Consider the following 23,008-nt stretch of genomic DNA (forward strand, 5'->3'; position numbering starts at 1 on the left):
CCACCGGCAACAATGGTGGGGCGGGTTGACAAGTTCATAGAGTTACGGCGGTCATGGCGAGAGGGAAACGCCCGGTCCCTTTCCGAACCCGGAAGCTAAGCCTCTCAGCGCCGATGGTACTGCCCTGGAGACGGGGTGGGAGAGTAGGACACCGCCGGACAACCATTCACAGGAAGGGCCCCAGCCACCAGGCTGGGGCCCTTTCTGCTGTCCCGGGATCCTTCGTGCAATACCGCCATTCGGCACGGTGCAGAACCGCCATAGTGCACGGTGCGATACCGCCTTTCCGCACCGTGCAGAAGCGCCATAGTGCGCGGTGCGGGTGCGCCGTCGTGCACGGGGTCACCGCCAGGGTTCCTGTTTCCTTCGGTGCCGTACGGATCGCCGGCCGCCGAGATGCCACCGCCCCCGTTCCGTGGGTGACGGAACGGGGGCGGTGAGGGGTCGAGTGGATCCAGTCAGGGCACAGCTCGGCGTAGTCCCGTGTAGGAGAGCCCGGCCGAGAGCAGAGCCACCCCGCCGGCCAGTCCGAGCGCCAGCGCCACCGCGGACCGGTCGAGCAGCCAGTCGCCGAGGTCGGTCCAGCCGTGCACCGCCGTGATGAGGACCGCGGCGCCGCCGAAGACCACGATCGCGCCGATGGCCAGGGTCCACAGGCCTGTCGCTCCCCAGCGCTTGGCAGCGACCCCGATCGCGATGCCCAGGAACGAACTCGCCAGCATCAGCGAGGCGTAGATGAGGAACTGCTGCACCACGCTCTGCCGGTCCAGGCCATAGGGCGCCCAGAAGTTCAGGCCCATCCCCCACCCGTCCGTGCCGCGCTCCACGGCGGCGAGGACACAGAGCACGGCGCTGTAGGCGAGGGCCTGAACGGCTGCGACGGCCGCGGTGCCACCGTAGAAGGCGCGCCGGCTCAGCCCCAGGGTCATCGCGAACGGGAACGTCTGGGTGACCGTCTGGACGAACACGATCAGCAGGGCGCAGTACAGCGCGGCGAGCCCGCCCGTGCCTGCACTCGGTTCGTTCCCGAGGTCCCCCACGGCCCAGATGGCGAGGTTGATCCCGAAGGAGGCGAGCACGACGAGCCACGGGATGGCCAAGCCGCCCTGGGGGCGGATCGTGTGCAGGCGGACGGCGCCCAGGACGCGGTTCATCGGACCATCTCCTCGAGCTCGGATGCGGTGGGGGTGGCGGCGCCCGCGTCGCGGCTCATCGCCACCACCAGCTGCTGCAGCGGGACCGGTTCGACGGTCACCCCGCCGTCCATGAGGACGTCGACGCCCGGCACGGTCCGGACCAGGGCCCTGCTGTGCCCGGCGAGCGTCTGCCGGTGCAGCACCTCGTAGTTGCGGGTGGCCGCGTCGACCTGGTCGCTGGGGCCGGACACGGTCACGGCGCTGCTGCGCAACGTCTCGGCGTCGGCGTCCACCACCACCCGTCCACGGTCGACGAGGACGACGTGCTCGAGCAGGTCGCTGATCTCCTCGATGAGGTGCGTGGAGAGCACGATGGTCCGGGGGTGCTCGGCGTAGTCGGCCAGCAGCCGGTCGTAGAACAGCTGCCGGGCGACGGCGTCCAGGCCGAGGTAGGGCTCGTCGAACAGCGTCAGCGGCGCGCGGGCCGCGAGGCCGATGACGATGCCGACGGCCGAGGTCATCCCGCGCGAGAGCTTCTTGATCGGCCGCTTCCGCGGCAGGTCGAAGTCGGTCAGCAGGTCGGCGGCGAGGTCGGCGTCCCAGTCGGGGAACAGCCGGGCGGCCGCCGTCACGGCGTCCTGGACCCGGAAGTGGTCGGGATAGCGCTGGCTCTCCCGGACGAAGACGGTGCGGGCGAGTACCGCGTCGTTCTCGAACGGGGCCTCGCCGAACACGCGGACCGAGCCGCTCGTGGGCACCCGGTGCCCGGTGACCAGCTGCATGAGCGTGGTCTTGCCGGCGCCGTTGCGGCCGAGCAGCCCGGTGATCGTGCCGGCGCGGAAGGAGGTCGTGACGTCGGTGAGCGCGGTGTGCCCGCGAAACTGCATGGTGACGCCCTCGAGGGCGACGGTCGGCGCGGTCACTGCCGCTCCCCTTCCTCGGTCAGCATGGCGTTGAGCTCCCGCACGGAGATGCCGAGCTTCCCGGCCTCGGCCAGCAGCGGGCGCACGTACTGGTCGGCGAACTCGCTGCGGCGACGCTTGAGCAGCTGCTCCCGGGCGCCCGTGGCGACGAACATCCCCACTCCTCGTCTCTTGTAGAGGACCCCGTCGGCCACCAGCTGGTTCAGGCCCTTGGCGGCGGTGGCGGGGTTGATGCGGTGGAAGGCGGCCAGCTCGTTGGTCGAGGGCGCCTGGCTCTCCTCGGGGAGGGAACCGTCGACGACCGCCGTCTCGATGAGGTCGGCGACCTGGCGGAAGATCGGCCCGGCGTCCTCGTTCATCGACCGCGGCCGGTCGTCCCCGGGGCCCTGAGGTCCCTGGGTTCATTACTCATGTAATGAACCATAGAGCCGTACCGAGCCGCATGGCAAGCACACGACGCGTCGCGCGGATGAACGGCGCAACACAGATGTCACGGGGCCGGGTTAGCGTCCGGGCTCCGTCCACGTCCGGAGGTCCCTCGCGTGCACTTGTCGCCGCACGAGCAGGAACGGCTGCTGCTCTCCTACGCCGCCGAACTGGCCCGGCGCCGACGCGCCCGTGGGCTGCGGCTCAACCTGCCGGAGGCGACGGCGATCATCAGCGACCACGTCCTCGAGGGCGCACGGGACGGCGTCCTGGTGGCCGAGCTCATGCAGTCCGGCCGCACGGTGCTCACGCGGGACGACGTCATGGACGGCGTCCCCGAGTTGCTGGAGGAGGTGCAGGTGGAGGCGACCTTCCCGGACGGGACGAAGCTCGTGACCGTCCACTCCCCCATCCCGTGAGCGGCTACGTGGTCCCCGGCGAGGTGATCCCCGCCGAGGGCACGATCGAGACCCTCCCCGGCGCCCCGCGCACCGAGGTGGAGGTCACCAACACCGGCGACCGTCCGGTGCAGGTGGGCTCGCACTTCCACTTCGCGCAGACCAACGCCGCCCTGGAGTTCGACCGCACGGCGGCGCACGGGCAGCGGCTGGACATCGCGGCCGGCACCGCCGTCCGCTTCGAGCCCGGCATCACCCGCACGGTGACCCTCGTGCCCCTGGCCGGCGCGCGCGTCGTCCCGGGCCTGACCGCAGAAGGGGGCCTCGGCTGATGGTGCAGCTGTCCCGGGAGCGCTACGCCCAGCTCTACGGCCCGACCACCGGCGACCGCGTGCGCCTGGCGGACACGAACCTGCTCATCGAGGTCGAGGACGACCTGTGCGGCGGTCCGGGCCGGGCCGGCGAGGAGGCGGTGTTCGGCGGCGGCAAGGTGATCCGCGAGTCGATGGGCCAGGGCCGGGCCACCCGCGCCGAGGGCGCTCCCGACCTGGTCATCACCGGGGCCGTCATCCTCGACCACTGGGGCATCGTCAAGGCCGACGTCGGCATCCGGGACGGCCGGATCGTGGCGCTCGGCAAGGCCGGCAACCCCGACACGATGGACGGCGTCCACCCCGACCTCGTCATCGGGCCGGGCACGGAGGTGCTCGCCGGCAACGGGCGGATCCTCACCGCCGGCGGGATCGACTGCCACGTGCACTTCATCTGCCCCCAGATCGTGCCGACGGCGCTCGGCTCCGGCGTCACCACGCTGATCGGCGGCGGCACCGGCCCGGCCGAGGGCTCCAAGGCCACCACGATCACCCCGGGCGACTGGTACCTGGCCCGGATGCTCGAGGCGATGGACCCGCTGCCGGTCAACGTCGCCCTGCTGGGCAAGGGCAACACCGTCTCGCGGGCGTCGCTGGTCGAGCAGCTGCGGGCCGGCGCGAGCGGCTTCAAGCTCCACGAGGACTGGGGCTCGACCCCGGCGGCGATCGACGCGGCGCTGACCGTGGCCGGCGAGCACGGCGTCCCGGTGGCCCTGCACTCGGACACCCTCAACGAGGCCGGTTTCGTCGAGGACACCCTCGCCGCGATCGCCGGCCGGAGCATCCACGCGTACCACACCGAGGGGGCCGGAGGCGGGCACGCGCCGGACATCATCACCGTCGCCGGGCACCCCAACGTGCTTCCGAGCAGCACCAACCCGACCCGGCCGCACACCGTCAACACCCTCGACGAGCACCTCGACATGCTCATGGTCTGCCACCACCTGGACAGCTCCGTGCCCGAGGACCTCGCCTTCGCCGAGAGCCGCATCCGGCCGACGACGATCGCCGCCGAGGACCTGCTGCACGACCTCGGCGCCATCTCGATGATCGGCTCGGACGCGCAGGCGATGGGCCGGGTCGGCGAGGTGGTGATGCGCACCTGGCAGACCGCGCACGTCATGAAGGCCAAGCGCGGGTCGCTGGCCGGTGACGGCGGCGCGGACAACCTCCGCGCCCGCCGGTACGTCGCCAAGTACACGATCTGCCCCGCCGTGGCGCACGGCATCGACGGCGAGGTCGGCTCGGTCGCGCCCGGGAAGCTCGCCGACCTGGTGCTGTGGGACCCGGGGCTGTTCGGCGTCCGCCCGCACGCCGTCCTCAAGGGCGGGATGATCGCCTGGGCGCAGATGGGCGACGCGAACGCCTCCATCCCCACCCCGCAGCCGGTGCTGCCGCGGCCGATGTTCGGCGCCTACGGGAAGGTGCCGGCCCAGACGTCGGTGCACTTCGTGGCGCCGGCCGCGCTCGAGGCGGGACTGGCCGACCGGCTCGCCGTCGACCGGCGGCTGCTCGCGGTCACCGACACCAGCCGGCTGACCAAGGCCGACATGCCGGAGAACACCGCGCTGCCGGAGATCCGGGTCGACCCGGACACCTTCACCGTCTCCGTGGACGGCGAGGTGTGGGAGCCCGAGCCGGTGCGCGAGCTGCCCATGGCGCAGCGGTACTTCCTGTTCTGATGACGGCAGCTCTCCTCACGCTCGCCGACTCGCGGCTGCCGGCCGGTGGGCACACCCACTCCGGCGGCATCGAGCAGGCGATCGCGGCCGGACGCGTGCACGACCCGTCCTCACTGGCGGCGTTCCTGCTGCGCCGGCTGCAGACGGCCGGGGCGGTCGCCTCGGGGATCGCCGCCGCGGCGTGCGGCGGCGCCGACCTCGCGGTCCTCGATGCCGAGTGCGACGCCCGGACCCCCTCACCGGCGCTGCGCGCGGCCTCCCGGCAGCAGGGCCGTGGGCTGGTCCGGGTCGGCCGGCGCGCCTGGCCCTCGCCGGTCTGGGACGCGCTGCCGGCCGCGCCGCACCACCCGGTGGCCCTCGGCGTCGCCGCTGCGGCCGGCGGGCTCGCCCCGCGGGACGCCGCCGCGGCCGCCGCCTATCTGTCGATCAGCGGCCCGGCCACCGCCGCCCAGCGACTCCTGGCCATGGACCCGCTGACGGTCGCCGCCGTCACGGCGCGGCTCTCTCCCGAGGTGGACGTCGTGGCCGAGCAGAGCACGTCGCGCGCGACAGGCTCTCCGGCCGACCTGCCGGCCGACACCGACCCCCTGCTCGACCTCCTCGCCGAGGTGCACACCGCTCGAAGGGATCGATACTTTGCCTCCTGACCACAACCTCACCGACTACGTCGACCCGTACGAGAACCACCGCCACGGGGGCCCGCTGCGGGTCGGACTGGGCGGCCCGGTCGGCTCCGGCAAGACCGCACTCGCCGCGGCTCTGTGCCGCACCCTCGGCGCCGAGTACGACCTCGCCGTCGTCACCAACGACATCTACACGACCGAGGACGCCGACTTCCTGCGCCGCAACGCCGTCCTCCCGGACGACCGGATCGAGGCGGTGCAGACCGGCTGCTGCCCGCACACCGCGATCCGCGACGACATCACCGCCAACCTCGACGCCGTCGAGCTGCTGGAGGCCCGCCACCCCGGCCTGGAGCTGGTGCTCGTCGAGTCCGGCGGCGACAACCTGACCGCGAGCTTCAGCTACGGCCTGGTCGACGTGCAGATCTTCGTCATCGACGTCGCCGGCGGGGACAAGGTGCCGCGCAAGGGCGGCCCAGGGGTCACCGCCAGCGACCTGCTCGTGGTGAACAAGACCGACCTCGCGCCGATGGTCGGCGCGGACCTCGACGTCATGCGCCGGGACTCGGCGACGGTGCGCGGGGACAAGCCGACGCTGCTGATCTCGCTCCGCGAGGACCCGGCCGCCACCGAGGTGGCCGAGTGGGTGCGCGAGCAGGTGCGGGCGCGGGCGCTGCAGACCACGTGATCACGCGCGTGGAGGTGGTCGCCCGGTGCGGTCCGGGCGGCCGCACCGTGCTGCCGGTGGTCCGGGCCAGCGGGCAGCTCGCCGTCCGCCGGACCGGGCCGACGTCGGTCCACCTGGTGGCCACGGCGTTCGGGCCGCTCGGTGGGGACGACGCGGAGATCTCGCTGGTCGTCGAGGAGGGCGCCCGGCTGACGGTGCACTCCGTCGCGGCCGCCGTGGCCCTGCCCGCCCGGGACGGCGAGGCGGCCTCGGTCCAGCGGGTGCACGCGACCGTCGCCGGACACCTGACCCTCGCGCCGGAGCCCACCGTGGTCACCGCCCGCGCGCACCACCGCGCCGAGCTGACCGCCGAGCTCGCCGACGGCGCGACCCTCGACGCCACCGAGCAGGTGCTGCTCGGCCGCGCCGGCGAGGAGCCCGGCCGGTGGACCGGTACCACGCGGGTCGAGCGGGCGGGGTGCCCGCTGCTGCACACCACGATCTCGCTCGGCCCGGGTGCCCCGGCGTGGCTGCCCCCGGTCGCGCCGCGCGCCTACGCGGCCACCGCCTCGATCGGCGCCACGCTGCCGGTCGCCACGGGGCAGGATGCGGTGCGGCTGCCGCTGGACGGCGGCTGGTCGGCCACCGCCTGGGGCGCCGAGCTGCACCGCGTGGTGCGGGCGCTGGCGGCCCTGGGCGGAGCGGACGAGGAGGTCGCATGAGCGCGCTGGTGGTGCGGGCGCGGCGCGTCGTCCTCCCGGACGGTGAGCGCGCCGCGGCGGTGCACACCGAGGACGGCGTGGTCACGGCGGTGACCTCCTACGACGACGCTCCGGCCGGTGCTGTCACCCTCGCCGACGACGAGGTGCTGATCCCGGGTCTGGTCGACAGCCACGTGCACGTGAACGAGCCCGGCCGCACCGAGTGGGAGGGCTTCGCCACCGCGACGAGGGCCGCGGCCGCCGGCGGGGTCACCACGATCGTCGACATGCCCCTCAACTCGATCCCCGCCACGACGACCCTCGAGGCGTTGCACGTGAAACGGGGAGTGGCGGAGGGCCAGGTGGCGGTCGACGTCGCCTTCTGGGGCGGCGCGGTGCCCGGCAACGTCGACCAGCTGCGGCCGCTGCACGAGGCGGGCGTCGTCGGCTTCAAGTGCTTCCTGCTCGACTCCGGCGTCCCGGAGTTCCCGCCGCTGGACGACGCCGGGCTGCGCGCCGCGCTCACCGAGCTGGCTGGGTTGGACGCGCTGCTCATCGCGCACGCCGAGGACGCCGACGTCATCGCCGCCGCCCCCGATCCCGTTGGGGCCAGCTACGCCGCCTTCCTCGCCTCCCGGCCGGGTGCCGCCGAGGAGACCGCCATCGGTCGGCTGGTCGCCGCGACCCGGGACACCGGAGCCCGCAGCCACGTCGTCCACCTGGCCGATGCCGACGCGCTGCCGCTGCTGCGCGCCGCCCGCGCGGAGGGCGTGCGGATCACGGTCGAGACCTGCCCGCACTACCTGACCTTCGCCGCCGAGGACGTGCCCGACGGCGACACTGCCTACAAGTGCTGCCCGCCGATCCGCGAGGTGGAACACCGGGAGGCGCTGTGGGTGGCCCTGGCCGACGGCGACATCGACCTGGTGGTCAGCGACCACTCGCCGTGCACGCCGGAGCTCAAGCGGCTCGACGTGGGCGACTTCGGCCTCGCGTGGGGCGGGATCGCCTCGCTGCAGGTGGCGCTGCCCGCGGTGTGGAGCGGCGCGCGGGCCCGCGGGGTGCCGCTGACCGACGTCGTCCGCTGGATGTCGGCGGCCCCGGCACGCCAGGCCGGGCTGCCCGGCAAGGGGGCCATCGCGGTCGGGAAGGACGCCGACCTGGTCGCCTTCGCACCGGACGAGCGCTGGACCGTCGACCGGCTGCTGCACCGCAACCCGGTGACGCCCTACGCGGGGCGGGAACTGACCGGTGTCGTGCGCCGGACGTGGCTGCGCGGGCAGGAGGCCGACGGGGCCCCACTCGGCCGACTGCTCAGCCGAGCGGGCTCGTGAGTCACGCGCGCTGCTGCTCCTCCTCCCGGGCCACCTGTGGGCGGGCCTTCGGCTCCTCGACCAGGCCGCCGACGGGGTCGGCGTCGGCGAGCCCGTGGCCGTGGGGATGCTCAACGGGCTCGTGGGACTGCTCGCGCGGGTCGTCGGTGGGTGGGGACACGGTTCCTCCTCGAGCTCGGCGGACCCCGCCGTCGTACCCTCCCCGCCGCACCGGAACCCGAGACAGAGGAGCGTCATGAGCGACCCGTCCGGCCTGCCCGACCTGGCCCGTCGAGACCTGGGCGGGGCGGTGGTCGCGGCCAACGACGAGTTCTTCGCCGCGAAGGAGAACCTGATCGTCCCCGGGCCCGCGCAGGCGCGCGTGGAGTTCGGCCACCGCGGCAAGGAGTACGACGGCTGGGAGACCCGCCGCCGCCGCGAGCCGGGCAGCGACTGGGCGATCGTGCGGCTCGGGATGCCCGGCGTGGTCTCGGCCGTGGTGATCGACACCGCGTACTTCCTCGGCAACTTCCCGCCGCAGGCCTCGGTGGAGGGCGCTGCGATCGAGGGGTACCCGCCGGCCTCCGAGCTGGCCGGCGCCGACTGGTTCCCGCTGCTGCCGCTGGCGGAGCTGACCGGCGGGACCGCCAACACCTTCGCCGTGGAGTCCGGCCGCCGGGTCACGCACGTGCGGCTGTCCATCCACCCCGACGGCGGCGTGGCCCGGTTCCGGGTGCACGGCACGGTCGTCCCCGACCCGCGGCTGCTGGACGCCGGACCGGTCGACCTCGCCGCGCTGGAGAACGGCGGGCTGGTGACGGCGGTGAGCAACGCCTTCTACGGCACGCCACACCAGCTGCTGGGCCGCGGCGTCGCCCGCTCGATGGGCGAGGGCTGGGAGACCGCACGGCGGCGCGACGACGGCAACGACTGGGTCGACGTCGCCCTGGCCTGCGAGGGCAGCGTGACCCTCGCCGAGCTGGACACCTCCTACTTCCTCGGCAACGCGCCGGGGGCAGCCGCGCTCACCGGCACGACGGCGGACGGCCGCCGGGTGGAGCTGCTGCCGCGCACGCCGCTGCAGCCCGACACCCGCCACCGCTTCGTGCTGCCGGGGGACACCGCGGTGAGCAGCGTGCGGCTGGACGTCTTCCCCGACGGCGGCATGGCGCGACTGCGGCTGTGGGGCCGACCCTCGGACTCCGGCCGTGCCGCGCTGCACCGCCGCTGGGCGGAGACCGCGGGCTAGTCTCCGGCCGTCCTCATCGACGACGGGGCGAGCGGGGGACGGGTGCAGCTGGCAGCGGGCTCACGCGTCGGCGGCCACGAGCTCGTCCGCCCGCTGGGGCAGGGCGGCATGGGCTCGGTGTGGCTCGCCCACCACCCCAACCTCCCGCGGGACGTCGCGTTGAAGGTCATGCACCCCGAGCTGGCGCGGACCGCCGACCAGCGGGCCCGGTTCTCCCGCGAGGCCGAGATGGTGTGCCGGCTCAGCCACCCCAACGTCGTCGACGTCATCGACCGGGGGCAGGACGGCGACCGGCTCTGGATGAGCATGCAGTACGTGCCGGGGGAGGACCTGTCCGCCCGGCTGGAGCGGGCCGGCGCGTGGCCACCCGCGGAGGCGCTGCGGATCGTCTCCGCCGTCGCCGCGGCACTGGACCACGCGCACTCCCGCGGGCTGCTGCACCGCGACGTCAAACCGGCCAACGTGCTGCTCAGCCCCCAGCCCGACGGAACCGAGCGGGTCCTGCTGGCCGACTTCGGCATCGCCCGCGGCATGGAGGGCTCCGGGCAGCTGACGGGCACCGGACAGGTGGTGGCCTCCTTCGCCTACGCCTCCCCCGAGCAGGTGTCCGGGAAGCCGCTGGACCCGCGTACCGACGTCTACTCGCTGGCCGCGTTGCTGGTCGAGCTGCTGACCGGGCGGCGGTTGTACGCCACCGAGGACCCGATGGCCCTGATGTGGCAGGTGGTCAACGCACCGGCGCCGGACCTCCGCGCGCTGCGGCCGGACCTCCCGCCGCGGCTGGCCGAGGTGGTGGCCCGCGGCCTGGCCAAGGACCCGGAGCAGCGATACCGGTCCTGCGGGCTGTTCGCCGCCGCGGTCGCCGACGCGCTCGCGCCGGCGCCCGTGCGGCCCCCGCAGCCGGTCCCGCTGCTCCCCGCCCCGCCGGCGCCGCGGCCGACGACCCGGGCGCCGGTCCGCCCCCGGCGGCGGCGGACCTGGGTGTGGGCCGTGGGCTCGGCCGCGGTGGTCCTGCTGCTGGCCGCGGCTGCCGTCCTCGTCGTGGTCCTGGCCGGCCGGGACGACGACCCGGCGGACGCCTCCGACCCGCCGGCCGATGGCGTGGCCACCGTGCCCGCCGCCGAGGTGGCCAGCACCGTCGAGCGGCAGATCGAGGACCAAGAGGGGGTGGGCGTCGCCGTCAGCTGCGACGACGACCTACCCGTCCCGGACGGCCAGGCGATCCGCTGCGAGCTCGCGGAGGACGACAGCGGCGCGACCTACGGCCTCACCGTCACCTCGGCCGGTCCGGACGTCGACGGGTACGAGTGGCAGGTCGACGAGGAGCCCCTCGACTAGGTGCCGGTGAGGTGCTCCGGGCGGACCGGGACGCGGGTGAGCGGGAGGCCGGTCGCCTGCCGGATCGCGGCCAGCACCGCGGGGCCGGACGAGATGTTCGGCGCCTCGCCCACCCCGCGCAGCCCGTACGGGGCGTGCGGGTCGGCGTACTCCAGGATCTCGATCCGCATCGGCGGCATGTCGAGGATCGTCGGGATCAGGTAGTCGGTGAACGAGGGGTTCTGCACCCGCCCGTCCTTGATGAGGATCTCCTCCATCACCGCCAGGCCCAGCCCCTGCGCCGTCCCGCCCTGGATCTGGCCGACCACCGCCTGCGGGTTGATGGCCTTGCCGACGTCCTGGGTGCAGGCCATCTCGACGACCTTGACCAGCCCGAGCTCGGTGTCGACGTCGACCACGGCCCGGTGCGCGGAGAAGGCGTACTGCACGTGCGCGAACCCCTGCCCGGTCTCCGGGTCGATCGCCTCGGTGGGGCGGTGCCGCCACTCCAGCGTCTCCTCGACCGCGTCGTCACCGAGCAGCTCGGCCAGCGGCAGCTCCAGGCCGTCGGCGACCACGGCGCCGTCGAACAGCCGCAGCTCGCCGACCGGCCGCCCGGTCGTGGCCGCCGCCCGCTCCAGGACCCGGCCGCGCACCGCCTCGCACGCGGCCTTGACCGCGCCGCCGGTGACGTACGTCTGCCGCGACGCCGACGTGGAGCCCGCCGAGCCGACCTGGGTGTCCTTCGGAGCGACGACGACCCGGTCGACGCCGAGCTCGGTGCGGGCGATCTGCTGCTCGACGGTCACCAGCCCCTGGCCCACCTCGGCCGCGGCGGTGTGCACCGTGACCGTCGGCTCGCCGCCCACCACCTCGAGGCGGACGCGGGCGGTGGAGTAGTCGTCGAACCCCTCGGAGAAGGCGACGTTCTTGTACGACACCGCGTAGCCGATCCCGCGGCGCACGCCCTCGCCGTGGGTGGTGTTGGAGACCCCGCCGGGCATGTGCCGGAGGTCGTCGGGGGCGGCGCCGGGCAGCGGCATGGCCTCCAGCCGGCGGAGCAGCTCCACCACCGGCGCCGGGCTGTCGATGACCTGGCCGGTGATGGCCTTCGAGCCCTGCTCCATCGCGTTGCGGCAGCGCAGCTCGACCGGGTCCATGCCCAGCTCGGCGGCCAGCGCGTCCATCTGCGACTCGTAGGCGAAGGCGGTCTGCACCGAGCCGAAGCCGCGCATGGCGCCGCACGGCGGGTTGTTCGTGTACGCGCCGTAGCAGTCGACGTGCACGTTCGGGACGACGTAGGGGCCGATGCCCATCGTGCCGCCGTTGCCGACCACCGCCGGGGTGGACGAGGCGTAGGCGCCGCCGTCGAAGTAGATCTCGGCCTTCACGTAGACCAGGTCGCCGTCGCGGGTGGCGCCGTGCTCGTAGCGCATCGTCGCCGGGTGGCGGTGCACGTGCCCGAAGAACGACTCCTCGCGGTTGTAGGACATCTTCACGGGCTTGCCGGTGCGCAGGGCCAGCAGGCAGGCGTGCACGTGCATCGACAGGTCCTCGCGGCCGCCGAACGCCCCGCCGACGCCGGCCAGGGTCAGCCGCACCTGCTCCGGCGGCAGGCTCAGCGCCGAGCAGATCTGCCGCTGGTCGACGTGCAGCCACTGGGTCGCGACGTACAGCTCGACGCCGCCGTCCTCCGCGGGCACGGCGAGGCCGGACTCCGGGCCGAGGAACGCCTGGTCCTGCATGCCGACCTCGTAGGTGTTCACCACGACGACGTCGGCGGTCGGCGCCGGGTCGCCGGTGCGCACCTTCAGGTGGCGGACCAGGTTCCCCTCGGGGTGCAGGTGCGCGGACTCCCGGCTGAGCTCGGTGACCCGCGCGGTGCCGTCGTGCACCTGGTTCCAGTGCGGATGGCCCAGGGCGGTGATCGCGTCGGTGACCGGCTCCCAGACCTCGTAGTCGACGACGATGCGGGCGGCGGCCGCCCGGGCGGTCTCCGGGTGGTCGGCGGCGACCAGCGCCACCGGCTCGCCCTGGTAGCGGACGACGTCGACGGCCAGCACCGGCTGGTCGGCCAGCTCGAGCCCGTAGACCTTCTCGCCCGGGACGTCGTCGCTGGTGAGCACCGCCTTGACGCCCGGGACGGCCAGCGCCGGGCCGACGTCGATCGAGCGGATGCGGGCGTAGGGGTGCGGGCTGCGCAGCGTGACCCCCCAGAGCATGTCCTCCATCCAGAGGTCGCTGCCGTAGGCGAACTCGCCGCGCACCTTGAGGGTGCCGTCGGGGCGCGCGGCGTCGTCCCCGACCCCACCGGAGCCCGGGCCGGTGAGGGAGCCGGGCGCGCCGGCCGGGGTGCGGGCCGGGGCGCTCATCGGGCCGACTCCGACATGCGCGTGGCGGCCAGCTTCACCGCGTCGAGGATCTTCTCGTAGCCGGTGCAGCGGCAGAGGTTGCCGGCCAGGGCCTCGCGGATCTCGGCGTCCTCGGGCGGCGCTCCCGCGGCCAGCGAGCGGGTGACCAGGTCGTCGGTGGCCACGAGCAGTCCGGGCGTGCAGAACCCGCACTGCACGGCGCCGGCGTCGAGGAACGCCTGCTGGACCGGGTGCAGCGCCTCGTCCGTGGCCATCCCCTCGACGGTGCCGACCTCGCGGCCCTCGGCCTGGCCGGCGGCGACCAGGCAGGAGCAGACCGGCGTGCCGTCGAGGTAGACGGTGCAGGAGCCGCACTCGCCCTGCTCGCAGGCGTTCTTCGAGCCGGGCAGGCCCATCCGCTCGCGGAGGACGTAGAGCAGGCTCTCGCCCTCCCAGACGTCGTCCACCTGCTGCTCGGTGCCGTTGACGGTGCAGGTCAGTCGCATGGGTCAGGACTCCTTCGCGGTGCGGTACTCGGCCCAGGCCCAGGTCAGCGCCCGGCGGGCCATCACCGAGAGCGCGTGGACGCGGTAGGCGGCGGTGCCGCGGACGTCGTCGATGGGGGCGGCGGCGGTGGCGACCAGCTCGCCGAAGCGGACGGCGGTGGCGGCCGGGAGCTCGCCCCGGGACTCCCAGAGGCCGGACAGCTCCTCCGCCGCGAACTCCTCGGCAGCGGTCGCGCGGCGCGGGGTGGGGGCGGCCGAGCCGATGCCGGTGCCGACCACGCCGCGGTCGGGGTGCAGGGCCAGGCCGAAGGCAGCCACCGCGATGACCATCGCGTTGCGGGTGCCGATCTTGCTGTACTGCTGCGGGCCGGCCGGAGGCCGGATGCGGACGGCGGCGATCAGCTCGTCGGGAGCCAGCGCCGAGCGCTTCACGCCGGTGTAGAAGTCCGTCACCGGGATGCGCCGGGTGCCGCGGACCGACGCCACCTCGACCTCGGCGTCGGCGGCCAGCAGCGCGGGGTGCGCGTCGCCGGCGGGGGAGGCGGTGGCCAGGTTCCCGCCGACGGTGCCGCGGTTGCGGATCTGCGGCGAGCCGATCGTGCGCGATGCCATCGCCAGCCCGGGCAGCCGGTCGCCGAGCTCGGTGATGACCCGCGCGTAGGGGACGCCGGCGCCCAGCCGCACGTCCCCGCCGTCGACGGACCACTCCTGCAGCTCGCCGACCCGGGTGAGGTCCAGCAGCAGCGGGGGGCGGAGCCGGCCGAAGTTGATGCCCACCATCACGTCGGTGCCGCCGGCGATGGCGACCGCGTCGGGATGGGTGGCTCTCGCCTCCAGGGCCTCGGCCCACGTCGTGGGCTGCAGGAACCGCATGCGTCCCCTCTCACTGGTCCGGCTCGCGCGCCGGAACGGGACCGTCCGGCACGTGGGGCGGCCACGGTAGCCCCGGAGTGTTCCGTGCACGTGTCGGATCGCGCCCCGGGACTCGCCCGCGTCACACAGCGTGGGCAGGATGCGCTCCGTGGACAAGCCTGCCGATCTGCTCATCCGGGACGCCGAGCTGGTGGCCACCGTCGACGACGCCCGCCGCGAGCTCGCCGGCGGCTGGGTGGCGGTCACCGACGGTGTGGTGAGCGGTCTCGGCGACCCCGGCGACCCGCCGCCGGCCGCCGTCCGCACGGTCGACGCGCGCGGCTGCCTGGTCACGCCGGGGCTGGTGAACACCCACCACCACCTGTACCAGAACCTGACCCGCGCCTACGCCCCCGCGCTGACCGGCGGGCTCTTCGAGTGGCTGGTCACGCTCTACCCGCTCTGGGCACGGCTGGACGAGGAGGCCGCGTACGTCTCGGCCTACGTCGGGCTGACCGAGCTGGCGCTGGCCGGTTGCACCACCTCCACCGACCACCTCTACGTGCACCCGCGCGGCGGTGGCGACCTGATCTCGGCCGAGGTCGCGGCCGCCCGGGACCTCGGCATGCGGTCGCACTTCACCCGCGGCTCGATGTCGCTGTCGGTGAAGGACGGCGGGCTGCCCCCGGACTCGGTGGTCCAGGACGACGACGAGATCCTGGCCGACTCGGAGCGCCTGGTGGCCGCCCACCACGACCGGTCGCCGACCGCGCTGACCCGGATCGCGCTGGCGCCGTGCTCGCCGTTCAGCGTCTCGACCTCGCTCATGACGCGGACGGCGGAGCTGGCCGAGCGGCTCGACGTCCGGCTGCACACCCACCTGTGCGAGACGCAGGACGAGGACGCCTTCTGCCTGGAGACCTTCGGCCGCCGCCCGGTCGACTACCTCACCGACGTCGGCTGGCTGAGCGACCGGACGTGGCTGGCGCACGTCGTCTGGCCCTCGGCGGACGAGGTGGGCCGGCTGGGCGCGGCGCGGGTCGGGGCGGCGCACTGCCCGTCGTCCAACATGATCCTGGGGTCGGGGCTGGCGCCGGTCGCGGAGCTGCGGGCCGCGGGGGCGCCGGTCGGGCTCGGGGTGGACGGGTCGTCGTCGGCGGACTCGGCCTCGCTGTGGCTGGAGGCCCGGACGGCGATGCTGCAGGGCAAGCTCCGGCACGGCGCGGGCTCGTTCTCCGCCCGCGACGCCCTCGAGGCCGCCACCCGCGGCGGAGCGGCGTGCCTGGGCCGCACCGGGGAGATCGGCGAGCTCTCGGTCGGCGCGTGCGGGGACCTGGTCGTCTGGCCGCTCACCGGGGTGGCGTTCGCCGGCGCGCTGTCGGACCCGGTCGAGGCGTGGCTGCGCTGCGGCCCGGTGGCGGCGCGGCACACCGTCGTCGGGGGGCGGTTCGTCGTCGAGGACGGCGTCCCGGTGCACCCCGGCCTGGACGAGCAGCTCGCCGTCCACCGCCGGGTGTCCGAACGCCTCCAGGCCCCGCTCTGACACGGCATAGGAAGCTCTCCCCATGTCCTGAGCGCCAAGACGTGGGGAAAGCCTCCTATGCCTCGCGAGGGCCCGGGATCAGGGCTGGAAGTTGAGGCGCAGGCCCGGCCACGGCCAGTCGACGGCGTAGAGGACCCCGCGCCCGCCGGAGGCGACGTAGGCGGTGTCGCCGTCGAAGGCCACGTTGGTGACGTAGGAGTCGTAGAGGGGCGTGACGAACGCGTCGAGGACCCGGCCCTCCGGACTGATCACCGAGATGCCGGACCGCTTGAGGTTGGCCACGCAGACGTTGCCGGCGCCGTCGACGGCCAGCCCGTCCCAGCCGTGCCCGCCGTCGCTGACGTACAGCTCGTGCGGGCCGTCCAGCACGCCGGGCGCGGTCACGTCGTAGGCCAGCAGCCGGCCGGAGTAGGTCTCCGACACGTACAGCCGGCTGCCGTCGGGGGAGAGGCCGGCGCCGTTGGGCAGCTCCAGGCCGCCGGCGGCCACCCGGGCGCGGCCGGCAAGGGGGTCGGCGTACAGGAGGCAGCCGCGCGTGGTGTCGACCAGGTAGGCCGAGCCGGTCGTGTCGAAGACGATGTCGTTCAGCCCGCCGATCCGCTCGCCGTCGGTCTCGGTGAGGACGACGTCGACGGCGCCCGTGGCGAGGTCCACGCGCTGGACGGACCCGCCCTCGTTGCCCTCGGCGCCGGCGAAGGGGAAGCGGATGCCGTCCTCGGTCATGAAGGCGAACCCGCCGCTGTTGCACACGTAGAGCGCGCCGTCCGGGCCGAACGCCAGACCGTTGGGCCCGCCGCCGCAGTCGGCGACGACCTCGCGGCGGCCGTCGGGCCACACCCGGCTGACGGTGCCGCCCTCGATCTCGGGGACGACGACGGAGCCGTCCCCGACCGCGGCGGGGCCCTCGGGGAACCGCAGTCCCGCGGTCACCTCGCGGGCGGTCATGGTGTCGAACGCCGTCATCGGGTGCGCTCCTCGTCGTCGCTGACCGGCAGCTGCCGACGAGGACCCTAGGGTGACCGGGACCACATGGGGAACCCCGTTCTACAGCGCGGACGCAAGTGCTTCCAGGTCCTCCAGGGTGGCGTCGAGGTGCGGGGAGACGCGCAGCACCGGCCCGGTCATCTCCCCGGGCGCCCGCTGGACGCCGATCGCGGTGGTGACGATGCCGTGCTCGGTCAGCAGCCGGGCCCGCGTCGCGACCACGTCCACGCCGTCCGGCGGCACCAGCGTGGTCGCCGCGGTCGGCTCGTCGCCGGGCTCCACGACCCGCCACCCGGCCGCGCCGTCCAGCACCTGGCGGGTGGCCGACCCCAGGGCGGCCAGGCGCTGCCGCACGCGGTCGGGACCGGCGGCCAGGTGCTCGCCGACCGCCAGCACCAGCCCGACCCGGCCGGCGACGTGCGCCTCGCCCGACTCGAAGGCCCGCATCGGCGGGAGGTCGCCGGGGCCGGGCAGCACCGGGGTCAGCTGCGCGGCCAGGGCCGGCCGGACGCACAGGAAGCCGACCCCGCGCGGGCCGGCCAGCCACTTGCGGGAGGTGCCGTAGACGGCGTCCGCGCCCAGGTCGACGTCCGCCTGACCGAGGGACTGCGCCGCGTCCAGCACGAGGGGCACCCCGGCCGCGCGGCACAGCGCCGCGATCTCCCGTGCCGGCTGCACCACGCCCCGGTGGCTGGGGATGTGGGTGAGGTGCACCGCCGCGGGCGGGTCGGCGGCCAGGAGGCGCTCGAGCTGGTCGGGGAGCACCCGGCCGACGCCGTCCACGGGCAGCGGCACCGTCGTCAGCCCGGCCGTGCGCAGCAACGCCACGTTCGGCGCGTACTCCCCGGGGAGGACGGCCACTCGACTGCCGGCGGGCAGCCGCCACCCGGCCAGCAGCGTGGCGAGGGCGGCCTGCGCGGACTCGACGAACGCGAGGTCGGCCGCGGCCATCCCGGCCAGCCCGGCGAGCACCGAGCGGCCCTGCTGGAGCAGGTGCTCCGCAGCCGCCTCGGCGACGTAGCCGCCCAGCTCGGCCTCGTGCCGGGCGTGGTGCGCGACCGCGTCCAGCACCCGGGAGCTCTGCCGGCTGCACGCCGCGGTGTCCAGGTGGCGGCCGGCCGCCCGGGGGCGGGCGGCGCGCCAGGCGGCGCCGAGGTCCTCGTGCGGGAGCGGGTGCGTCACGGCATCACGCTATGCGGCGGACCTGCCTGCCCTCAGGCCAGCTGACCGCGGGCGATCGAGACGCCGCTGTGGGTGGGGTCGCCGTCCAGCGGCTCGACGGAGACGTCGACGATCGGGAACTGGCCGACGTCGATGTCCGGCGGCAGCACGAGCTCCTCGGTGCCGGCGCTGACGACGCCGACCGGGACCATGCCGACGACGTCGCTGTCGATGAGCCACACCTCGAGGTAGCCCTCGTCGGGGGCGTCGGCGTCCAGCTCGAGCCGCAGCACGCGGCTGCCGTCGGGGCGCTCGACCACCTCGGCCTGGCCGGAGGCGTCGTTCCCCCCCAGCGGGTCCAGCTCAGCGGAGGCGAGGGCGACGGTGCTGCCGTCGTCGTCCCGGTCGCCCAGGGCGACGGCGGCCGCGCCGATGCCGATCCCGACGACCCCCGCGGCGGCGGCCGCGAGGAGCAGCCGGGAGCGCCGCGGCCGGAGCTGCCGGACCTCGGCGAGCGGAGCCGCCGGCTCGGGGGCCGCGGCCGGGGCGGCAGAGGGGGCCTCGGAGGCGGCCTCGATGCCGGTGGCCGCGGCGATCGCCGCCCAGACGTGCGCCGGCGGGGCGACCGGCGCGCCCGGCGCCGCGAACTCGGGGATCGCGAGGGCCTCGACGCTGCGGCGCAGGCCGGCGACCTCCGCGGTGCACGCGGTGCACCCGCTCAGGTGGGCGGCGTCGTCGGGGGACAGCGGCTCGCCGAGCGCCGCGAGCGACAGGTCCTCAGGCGTGCAGTGCTGCGGCACCGTCCACCTCCAAGCGGCTGCGCAGGCGCTCCAGTGTGCGCCTGATGTGGCTCTTCACGGTGCCGAGCGGCAGGCCGGTGCGGACCGCGATCTGTGCGTGGGTGAGGTCCTCGAAGAAGGCGAGCTCGATGATGCCGCGCTGCGGCTGGTCGATGCGGTCGAGCTCGTCGAGCAGGAGGACCCGGTCGGCGACCGCGGTGTCGAGGGGTCGCGCGGAGGGTGCGGGCCGGGAGCCGGCCTCGGCTGCGGCCGCCTCGGTGAGCCGGCGCTGGCGGTCGCGCTTGGCCCACGTGTCGGCGATCTTGTGCCGGCAGACCCCGACGAGCCAGGCCGGCAGCGGGCCCGCCTCGGGCCGGTAGCCGGCGCGCCCGGTCCACGCGGAGAGGAAGACCTGCTGGGTGACGTCCTCGGCGTCCGGGCCCGGCCCGAAGGCGCGCACCGCCATGCCGTGCACCTGCCCGGACCACCGCTGGTAGGCCAGCGCGAGCGCGGCCTCGTCGCCCGCGACGAACCGCCGGCCTACCTCCGCGTCGTCGGGCTCGGAGGTCGCACCCCGGAGCGGGACGACGTCGTTGGCCACGAACTCGACCCTAGTTGCCCGGGTCCGGGGCGAGGGCCGAGGCGGTGCCGTCGGACGATCGAGCACGCCGGTCACGTTCCCTCCTCCGCGGTCCCGTCGGGATGTCACCGCAGCTTCGCGGTGCGCGCCCCGGATGGATGCAGCCGTTACGCCAGGGGTTCGGCGACGACCACCACGTTGTCGCGGTAGCTGCCGTACTCCGGCAGGAACGGCCCACCGCAGGTCACGAGGACCAGCCGGGGCGCCCCGTCGCGGGCGAACATCTGCGTGAGCGGCAGCTGCTGCTTGCTGATCAGCTCCCGCGCCACCACCTGCCACCGGCTGACCACGCCGGCCGTGTCGGTGACCAGCACCTCGTCCCCGGGTGCGGCCTCCCGCAGCGGGAAGAGCGCGCCCGCCCCCTGCTCGGCGTCGTCGACGTGGCCGGCGAGGACGGCCGACCCCGCACCGCCCGGAGCCGGGCCGAAGCGGTACCAGCCCGTCCGGGACACGTCGCCGGGCAGCTCCATCTGGCCGTCGGCGGTGACGCCGACCGCGTCGACGGGTGCGTCCACGCCGAGCGCCGGGACGGCGAGGCGGACGGGCGCGGGGGCCGACGAGGGAACAGGAGGTGCGGCGTCCCGGGCCACGACGGGGGGCGGCCCGGGGGCCGCCGGCGCCGACGGCGGGGGTTCCGCCGGCGCCGACGGGGTGGACGCGGAGAGGACCTGCGCGACCGGCGCGCCCGCCGAGGCCGGCTCTTGGGTCAACTGCCAGGTGACCGGCACGCCGATCGCCACGGCGAGTCCCAGGGCCGCCCCGGCGGCAGCGCGTCGCATCAGGTCTCCTCCGGTCCGGGTCCGGTCAGCCGCGGGCGGAGACCAGGCGGCGGGCGGAGACCCCGGCGAGGGCCAGACCGGCCAGCGACAGGGCGGCCAGCGGCGCGGGGAAGCCGCCGTCGTCGGCCTGACCGCCGGTGCCGCCGGGGACGCCGGAGGGAGCGGAGTGCCCACCGGCGATCGTCTGGACGGCGAGCTTGTACCCGGCGTCGGCCGAGCCCCAGGCGTAGACGATCGTGGTGGCGCCCTCCTGCAGCGCCAGGTCGGCCGGGCCGATCGCCACGGTGTCGGTGCCGGCGAGGACGACGTCGGCCGAGACCGTCCCGGCGGGGACCTCCAGGCTGGCCTCGTTCGGGTTCGTCAGCCCGGGGACGACGACCGCGCCGCCGGCGCGCACGTCGACCGCGGGAGCGGCGGCGGTGTGCCGGACGGTCACCCGCGCCTGGCCGGCGGGGACGGCCGAGGTGTCGTTGACGAACGGCGTCAGCTTCGGGCTGCCGGCCTCGTCGAGGTGCGCGACGACGGTGGCGTTCGCGCCCGCCGGGACGTTCACGCCGTTCGCCGAGAGCAGCGGGGTGCCCGAGCCGTCGGGCGCGTCGGCGGGGAAGAGCGCGAGGTCGTAGCTGCCGGCGGGCAGCTGCAGCGGGTCGGTGAGCGTGCCCGGCTGGAAGTCGTCGATCAGCCGCTCGCCGTTGGCGTAGACGTCGACCGGGGTGTTCGGCACGGCGTGCAGGACCGACACGGTGGCGGTGTCGGCCGCGGCGGCGGGGGAGGCGCCGAGCACGAGTGCGGCGGCCACGGTGCCGGTGGCGGCGGTGGCGAGGCCCAGGGAGCGGGTCCGGGTCATGGGACGGTCCTTCCGGGTTGGGGTGCTGTCACGCCTCCTTCCGGACACCTGTCCGCCCCGGATGCGGCCCGGTCAGCCCGGTCAGCCCCGGTCAGGCCGGGACGGAGAGGGACACCCCGAAGTCACCGGCGGGGTCGGTCCACCAGTGCGTCAGCCGGAGACCGGCGGCGGCCAGCTCCGCCTCGACCCCCTCCGGCCGGAACTTCGCCGACACCTCGGTCCGCATCTCCTCCCCGGCGGCGAACGCCACCTGCAGGTCGAGGGCGGGCACGGCGACGACCTGCTCGACGGTCGAGCGCAGCCGCATCTCGATCCACTCCGCCCCGGCGTCCCAGAGCGCCACGTGCTCGAACGTCGCCGGGTCGAAGCCCGCGCCGAGCTCCCGGTTCAGCACCGCCAGCACGTTGCGGTTGAACTCCGCGGTCACGCCGGCCGCGTCGTCGTACGCCGGCACCAGCCGGGCCGGGTCCTTCACCAGGTCGGTGCCGAGGAGGAAGGAGTCGCCGGGGGCGAGGGTGGCGGCCAGCTCGGCCAGGAAGGCCGTACGCGGCGCCGGCTCGAGGTTGCCGATCGTGGAGCCCAGGAAGGCGACCAGCCGGCGCCCCTCGCGGGGCAGCCGGTCGAGGTGCTCGGTGAAGTCGCCGACCACCGCGTCGACGGCGACGCCCGGGTACTCCGCGGTGATCGCCGCGCCCGCGGCCTCGAGCACCGTCGGGTCGACGTCGAAGGGCACGAAGCGGCGCAGCGTCCCGGCGTCGCGCAGGGCCGACAGGAGCAGGCGGGTCTTCTCCGACGTCCCGCTGCCGAGCTCCACCAGCACGTCGGCACGCGACGCCGCGGCGATCTCGCCGGCCCGCGCCTCCAGGACCGCCCGCTCCGCCCGGGTCGGGTAGTACTCGGGCAGCCGGGTGATCTCGTCGAACAGCTCGCTGCCGCGCTCGTCGTAGAACCACCGCGGCGGCAGCGACTTGGGCGTCGCGGTCAGGCCGGCGAGCGCGTCGGCGCGCAGGGCCCGGCGGGCGGCGTCGGGCGCGAGGTGGCTGGTCAGCGAGACGGTCATGCGCGGAGTGCTCCGATCGGGGTGAGGGTGAGGCCGTCCGGGGTGACCTCGACGAGGTGGCGGTCGGGGACGTCGCGCCAGGCCGGGTCGTCGTCCCAGGGTTCGCTGGCCAGCGCGGTGCCCTCGTCGGTGACCAGGACCGACAGGGTGTCGCCCCACGTGGTGGCGAGCAGCCGGGCGCCGTCGGCGGCGAGCAGGTTGAGCCGGGCGGCGGGATCGGCCGCGCCGACCTCGGCGACCGTGGCGGCGAGCGCGTCGAGACCGCGGTCGAGGACCAGCGCGGCGAGCAGGGCGCTGTCGACGGTGGACTCCGCGTCGCGCACCGGGGGCAGCACCGCCCGGTCCACCCGCCCGTTGTGCGAGAGCAGCACCCGGCCGTCGGTGAACGGGGCTGCCGCGCTCTCCTCCAGCGGCATGCCGACCGTCGCCGAGCGCACGGCGGCGACCACGCAGCCGCTGGACAGCACCGGCGCCACCGAGGCGAACGACGGGTCGCCCCACAGCGGCCGCGCCGAGCGCCACCGCGCCGGCTCCGGGCGGCCGGGTGCGTAGAAGCCCACGCCCCAGCCGTCGGCGTTGACGGTGCCGTACCGCTGCCGGCGCGGCGCGTACGACTGCACCAGCAGGGAGGACGGCGGTTCGAGCACCAGCGACGCCAGGGTGCGCGGCCGGCCCAGCCAGGCGAGGTGGCGGCACATCG

The 23,008-nt window shown here is 75.1% G+C and carries 25 protein-coding genes and 1 rRNA gene; 11 read left to right on the plus strand and 15 right to left on the minus strand.

Translation table 11 applies throughout. The annotated features are described in order from the left end of the window. Positions 1-43: 43 nt before the first annotated feature. Positions 44-160, plus strand: a 5S ribosomal RNA gene (rrf, locus tag N555_RS0103705). Between the two features lie 298 nt (positions 161-458). Here rrf and N555_RS0103710 read toward each other — a convergent pair. From N555_RS0103710 to N555_RS0103720, 3 genes are read right to left on the minus strand one after another with little or no spacing between them, the layout of a single operon-like run. Continuing rightward, entirely contained in the window at positions 459-1,154 is a 696-nt protein-coding gene (locus tag N555_RS0103710) for a hypothetical protein (RefSeq protein ID WP_029430157.1), read from the minus strand. Further along, the gene (locus N555_RS0103715; protein ID WP_029430158.1) at positions 1,151-2,059 is read right to left on the minus strand and encodes an ABC transporter ATP-binding protein; all 909 of its coding nucleotides are present in this window, start codon (positions 2,057-2,059) and stop codon (positions 1,151-1,153) included. Before N555_RS0103715 ends, N555_RS0103710 begins: the two co-directional genes overlap by 4 nt. Further along, complete coding sequence (locus N555_RS0103720; protein ID WP_029430159.1) at positions 2,056-2,418, minus strand: GntR family transcriptional regulator; 363 nt, start codon at positions 2,416-2,418, stop codon at positions 2,056-2,058. Before N555_RS0103720 ends, N555_RS0103715 begins: the two co-directional genes overlap by 4 nt. A 183-nt stretch (positions 2,419-2,601) precedes the next feature. Here N555_RS0103720 and N555_RS0103725 point away from each other — a divergent pair, with 183 nt between their 5' ends. Genes N555_RS0103725 through allB form a run of 7 tightly spaced genes read left to right on the plus strand, consistent with a single transcriptional unit; the run spans position 2,602 to position 8,261 of the window. Beyond that, positions 2,602-2,904 carry an urease subunit gamma gene (locus N555_RS0103725; RefSeq protein ID WP_029430160.1) on the plus strand — a complete coding sequence of 101 codons (303 nt, stop codon included), beginning with the start codon at positions 2,602-2,604 and terminating at the stop codon, positions 2,902-2,904. A 23-nt stretch (positions 2,905-2,927) separates the two neighbouring features. Beyond that, on the plus strand, positions 2,928-3,215 hold the full coding sequence (locus N555_RS0103730) for an urease subunit beta (RefSeq protein ID WP_231502589.1): 288 nt from the start codon (positions 2,928-2,930) through the stop codon (positions 3,213-3,215). Beyond that, positions 3,215-4,936: an urease subunit alpha gene (locus tag N555_RS0103735; protein ID WP_029430162.1), complete on the plus strand. Its 1,722-nt coding sequence runs from the start codon at positions 3,215-3,217 to the stop codon at positions 4,934-4,936. Before N555_RS0103730 ends, N555_RS0103735 begins: the two co-directional genes overlap by 1 nt. After that, positions 4,936-5,583 (plus strand): urease accessory protein UreF, encoded by a 648-nt coding sequence (locus N555_RS0103740; RefSeq protein ID WP_029430163.1) that lies wholly within the window; start codon positions 4,936-4,938, stop codon positions 5,581-5,583. Before N555_RS0103735 ends, N555_RS0103740 begins: the two co-directional genes overlap by 1 nt. After that, positions 5,573-6,247 carry an urease accessory protein UreG gene (gene ureG, locus N555_RS0103745; protein ID WP_029430164.1) on the plus strand — a complete coding sequence of 225 codons (675 nt, stop codon included), beginning with the start codon at positions 5,573-5,575 and terminating at the stop codon, positions 6,245-6,247. The genes N555_RS0103740 and ureG overlap by 11 nt, the downstream gene beginning before the upstream one ends. Next, positions 6,244-6,948 carry an urease accessory protein UreD gene (locus N555_RS0103750; protein ID WP_029430165.1) on the plus strand — a complete coding sequence of 235 codons (705 nt, stop codon included), beginning with the start codon at positions 6,244-6,246 and terminating at the stop codon, positions 6,946-6,948. The genes ureG and N555_RS0103750 overlap by 4 nt, the downstream gene beginning before the upstream one ends. Next, positions 6,945-8,261 (plus strand): allantoinase AllB, encoded by a 1,317-nt coding sequence (allB, locus tag N555_RS0103755; RefSeq protein WP_029430166.1) that lies wholly within the window; start codon positions 6,945-6,947, stop codon positions 8,259-8,261. Before N555_RS0103750 ends, allB begins: the two co-directional genes overlap by 4 nt. A gap of 1 nt (position 8,262) precedes the next feature. Here the strand turns inward: allB and N555_RS27755 are convergent, their stop codons facing one another. Further along, positions 8,263-8,421 (minus strand): hypothetical protein, encoded by a 159-nt coding sequence (locus N555_RS27755; RefSeq protein WP_156036151.1) that lies wholly within the window; start codon positions 8,419-8,421, stop codon positions 8,263-8,265. A gap of 75 nt (positions 8,422-8,496) precedes the next feature. On the opposite strand from N555_RS27755, the gene alc reads away from it, so the two are divergent. Both alc and N555_RS0103770 read left to right on the plus strand, forming a co-directional pair. Further along, complete coding sequence (gene alc / locus N555_RS0103765) at positions 8,497-9,489, plus strand: allantoicase (protein ID WP_029430167.1); 993 nt, start codon at positions 8,497-8,499, stop codon at positions 9,487-9,489. A gap of 42 nt (positions 9,490-9,531) precedes the next feature. After that, complete coding sequence (locus N555_RS0103770; protein ID WP_051683708.1) at positions 9,532-10,827, plus strand: protein kinase domain-containing protein; 1,296 nt, start codon at positions 9,532-9,534, stop codon at positions 10,825-10,827. Here the strand turns inward: N555_RS0103770 and pucD are convergent. From pucD to N555_RS0103785, 3 genes are read right to left on the minus strand one after another with little or no spacing between them, the layout of a single operon-like run. Continuing rightward, positions 10,824-13,178 (minus strand): xanthine dehydrogenase subunit D, encoded by a 2,355-nt coding sequence (pucD, locus tag N555_RS0103775; protein WP_029430169.1) that lies wholly within the window; start codon positions 13,176-13,178, stop codon positions 10,824-10,826. The genes N555_RS0103770 and pucD overlap by 4 nt on opposite strands. Continuing rightward, positions 13,175-13,663, minus strand: coding sequence for a (2Fe-2S)-binding protein (locus N555_RS0103780; protein ID WP_029430170.1), 489 nt, complete (start codon positions 13,661-13,663; stop codon positions 13,175-13,177). The genes pucD and N555_RS0103780 overlap by 4 nt, the downstream gene beginning before the upstream one ends. A gap of 3 nt (positions 13,664-13,666) precedes the next feature. Beyond that, the gene (locus N555_RS0103785; protein WP_029430171.1) at positions 13,667-14,536 is read right to left on the minus strand and encodes an FAD binding domain-containing protein; all 870 of its coding nucleotides are present in this window, start codon (positions 14,534-14,536) and stop codon (positions 13,667-13,669) included. A gap of 139 nt (positions 14,537-14,675) precedes the next feature. Here N555_RS0103785 and N555_RS0103790 point away from each other — a divergent pair, with 139 nt between their 5' ends. Then, a complete protein-coding gene (locus tag N555_RS0103790) occupies positions 14,676-16,058 on the plus strand; it encodes an 8-oxoguanine deaminase (RefSeq protein WP_029430172.1) in 1,383 nt (460 codons plus the stop codon). A gap of 78 nt (positions 16,059-16,136) precedes the next feature. On the opposite strand, the gene N555_RS0103795 is transcribed toward N555_RS0103790, so the two are convergent. The 8 genes from N555_RS0103795 to egtC form a co-directional block, all read right to left on the minus strand. Further along, positions 16,137-17,021 carry an SMP-30/gluconolactonase/LRE family protein gene (locus N555_RS0103795; RefSeq protein ID WP_197028896.1) on the minus strand — a complete coding sequence of 295 codons (885 nt, stop codon included), beginning with the start codon at positions 17,019-17,021 and terminating at the stop codon, positions 16,137-16,139. Positions 17,022-17,102: 81 nt separating this feature from the next. Further along, on the minus strand, positions 17,103-18,224 hold the full coding sequence (egtE, locus tag N555_RS0103800) for an ergothioneine biosynthesis PLP-dependent enzyme EgtE (RefSeq protein ID WP_029430174.1): 1,122 nt from the start codon (positions 18,222-18,224) through the stop codon (positions 17,103-17,105). Between the two features lie 32 nt (positions 18,225-18,256). Further along, a complete protein-coding gene (locus tag N555_RS0103805) occupies positions 18,257-19,003 on the minus strand; it encodes an anti-sigma factor (protein WP_029430175.1) in 747 nt (248 codons plus the stop codon). Further along, complete coding sequence (locus tag N555_RS0103810; protein WP_029430176.1) at positions 18,981-19,583, minus strand: RNA polymerase sigma factor; 603 nt, start codon at positions 19,581-19,583, stop codon at positions 18,981-18,983. Before N555_RS0103810 ends, N555_RS0103805 begins: the two co-directional genes overlap by 23 nt. A gap of 146 nt (positions 19,584-19,729) precedes the next feature. After that, positions 19,730-20,401 (minus strand): class F sortase, encoded by a 672-nt coding sequence (locus N555_RS0103815; RefSeq protein WP_029430177.1) that lies wholly within the window; start codon positions 20,399-20,401, stop codon positions 19,730-19,732. 25 nt (positions 20,402-20,426) lie between these two features. Next, complete coding sequence (locus tag N555_RS0103820; protein WP_029430178.1) at positions 20,427-21,248, minus strand: DUF4397 domain-containing protein; 822 nt, start codon at positions 21,246-21,248, stop codon at positions 20,427-20,429. A gap of 91 nt (positions 21,249-21,339) precedes the next feature. Next, on the minus strand, positions 21,340-22,308 hold the full coding sequence (gene egtD / locus N555_RS0103825; protein ID WP_029430179.1) for an L-histidine N(alpha)-methyltransferase: 969 nt from the start codon (positions 22,306-22,308) through the stop codon (positions 21,340-21,342). Further along, on the minus strand, positions 22,305-23,006 hold the full coding sequence (gene egtC / locus N555_RS0103830; protein ID WP_029430180.1) for an ergothioneine biosynthesis protein EgtC: 702 nt from the start codon (positions 23,004-23,006) through the stop codon (positions 22,305-22,307). Before egtC ends, egtD begins: the two co-directional genes overlap by 4 nt. Positions 23,007-23,008: the final 2 nt, after the last annotated feature.

This window comes from Blastococcus sp. URHD0036, assembly GCF_000701365.1.
GTDB lineage: Bacteria > Actinomycetota > Actinomycetes > Mycobacteriales > Geodermatophilaceae > Trujillonella.

Coding starts and splice junctions, on each gene's coding strand:
- alc (WP_029430167.1), top strand. CDS start 8,497: ATGAGCGACCCGTCCGGCCTGCCCGACCTGGCCCGTCGAGACCTGGGC.
- N555_RS0103820 (WP_029430178.1), bottom strand. CDS start 21,248: ATGACCCGGACCCGCTCCCTGGGCCTCGCCACCGCCGCCACCGGCACC.
- egtC (WP_029430180.1), bottom strand. CDS start 23,006: ATGTGCCGCCACCTCGCCTGGCTGGGCCGGCCGCGCACCCTGGCGTCG.
- N555_RS0103735 (WP_029430162.1), top strand. CDS start 3,215: ATGGTGCAGCTGTCCCGGGAGCGCTACGCCCAGCTCTACGGCCCGACC.
- allB (WP_029430166.1), top strand. CDS start 6,945: ATGAGCGCGCTGGTGGTGCGGGCGCGGCGCGTCGTCCTCCCGGACGGT.
- N555_RS0103740 (WP_029430163.1), top strand. CDS start 4,936: ATGACGGCAGCTCTCCTCACGCTCGCCGACTCGCGGCTGCCGGCCGGT.
- egtD (WP_029430179.1), bottom strand. CDS start 22,308: ATGACCGTCTCGCTGACCAGCCACCTCGCGCCCGACGCCGCCCGCCGG.
- N555_RS0103815 (WP_029430177.1), bottom strand. CDS start 20,401: ATGCGACGCGCTGCCGCCGGGGCGGCCCTGGGACTCGCCGTGGCGATC.
- N555_RS0103795 (WP_197028896.1), bottom strand. CDS start 17,021: ATGACGGCGTTCGACACCATGACCGCCCGCGAGGTGACCGCGGGACTG.
- N555_RS0103790 (WP_029430172.1), top strand. CDS start 14,676: ATGCGCTCCGTGGACAAGCCTGCCGATCTGCTCATCCGGGACGCCGAG.
- N555_RS0103710 (WP_029430157.1), bottom strand. CDS start 1,154: ATGAACCGCGTCCTGGGCGCCGTCCGCCTGCACACGATCCGCCCCCAG.
- N555_RS0103780 (WP_029430170.1), bottom strand. CDS start 13,663: ATGCGACTGACCTGCACCGTCAACGGCACCGAGCAGCAGGTGGACGAC.
- N555_RS0103720 (WP_029430159.1), bottom strand. CDS start 2,418: ATGAACGAGGACGCCGGGCCGATCTTCCGCCAGGTCGCCGACCTCATC.
- N555_RS0103785 (WP_029430171.1), bottom strand. CDS start 14,536: ATGCGGTTCCTGCAGCCCACGACGTGGGCCGAGGCCCTGGAGGCGAGA.
- pucD (WP_029430169.1), bottom strand. CDS start 13,178: ATGAGCGCCCCGGCCCGCACCCCGGCCGGCGCGCCCGGCTCCCTCACC.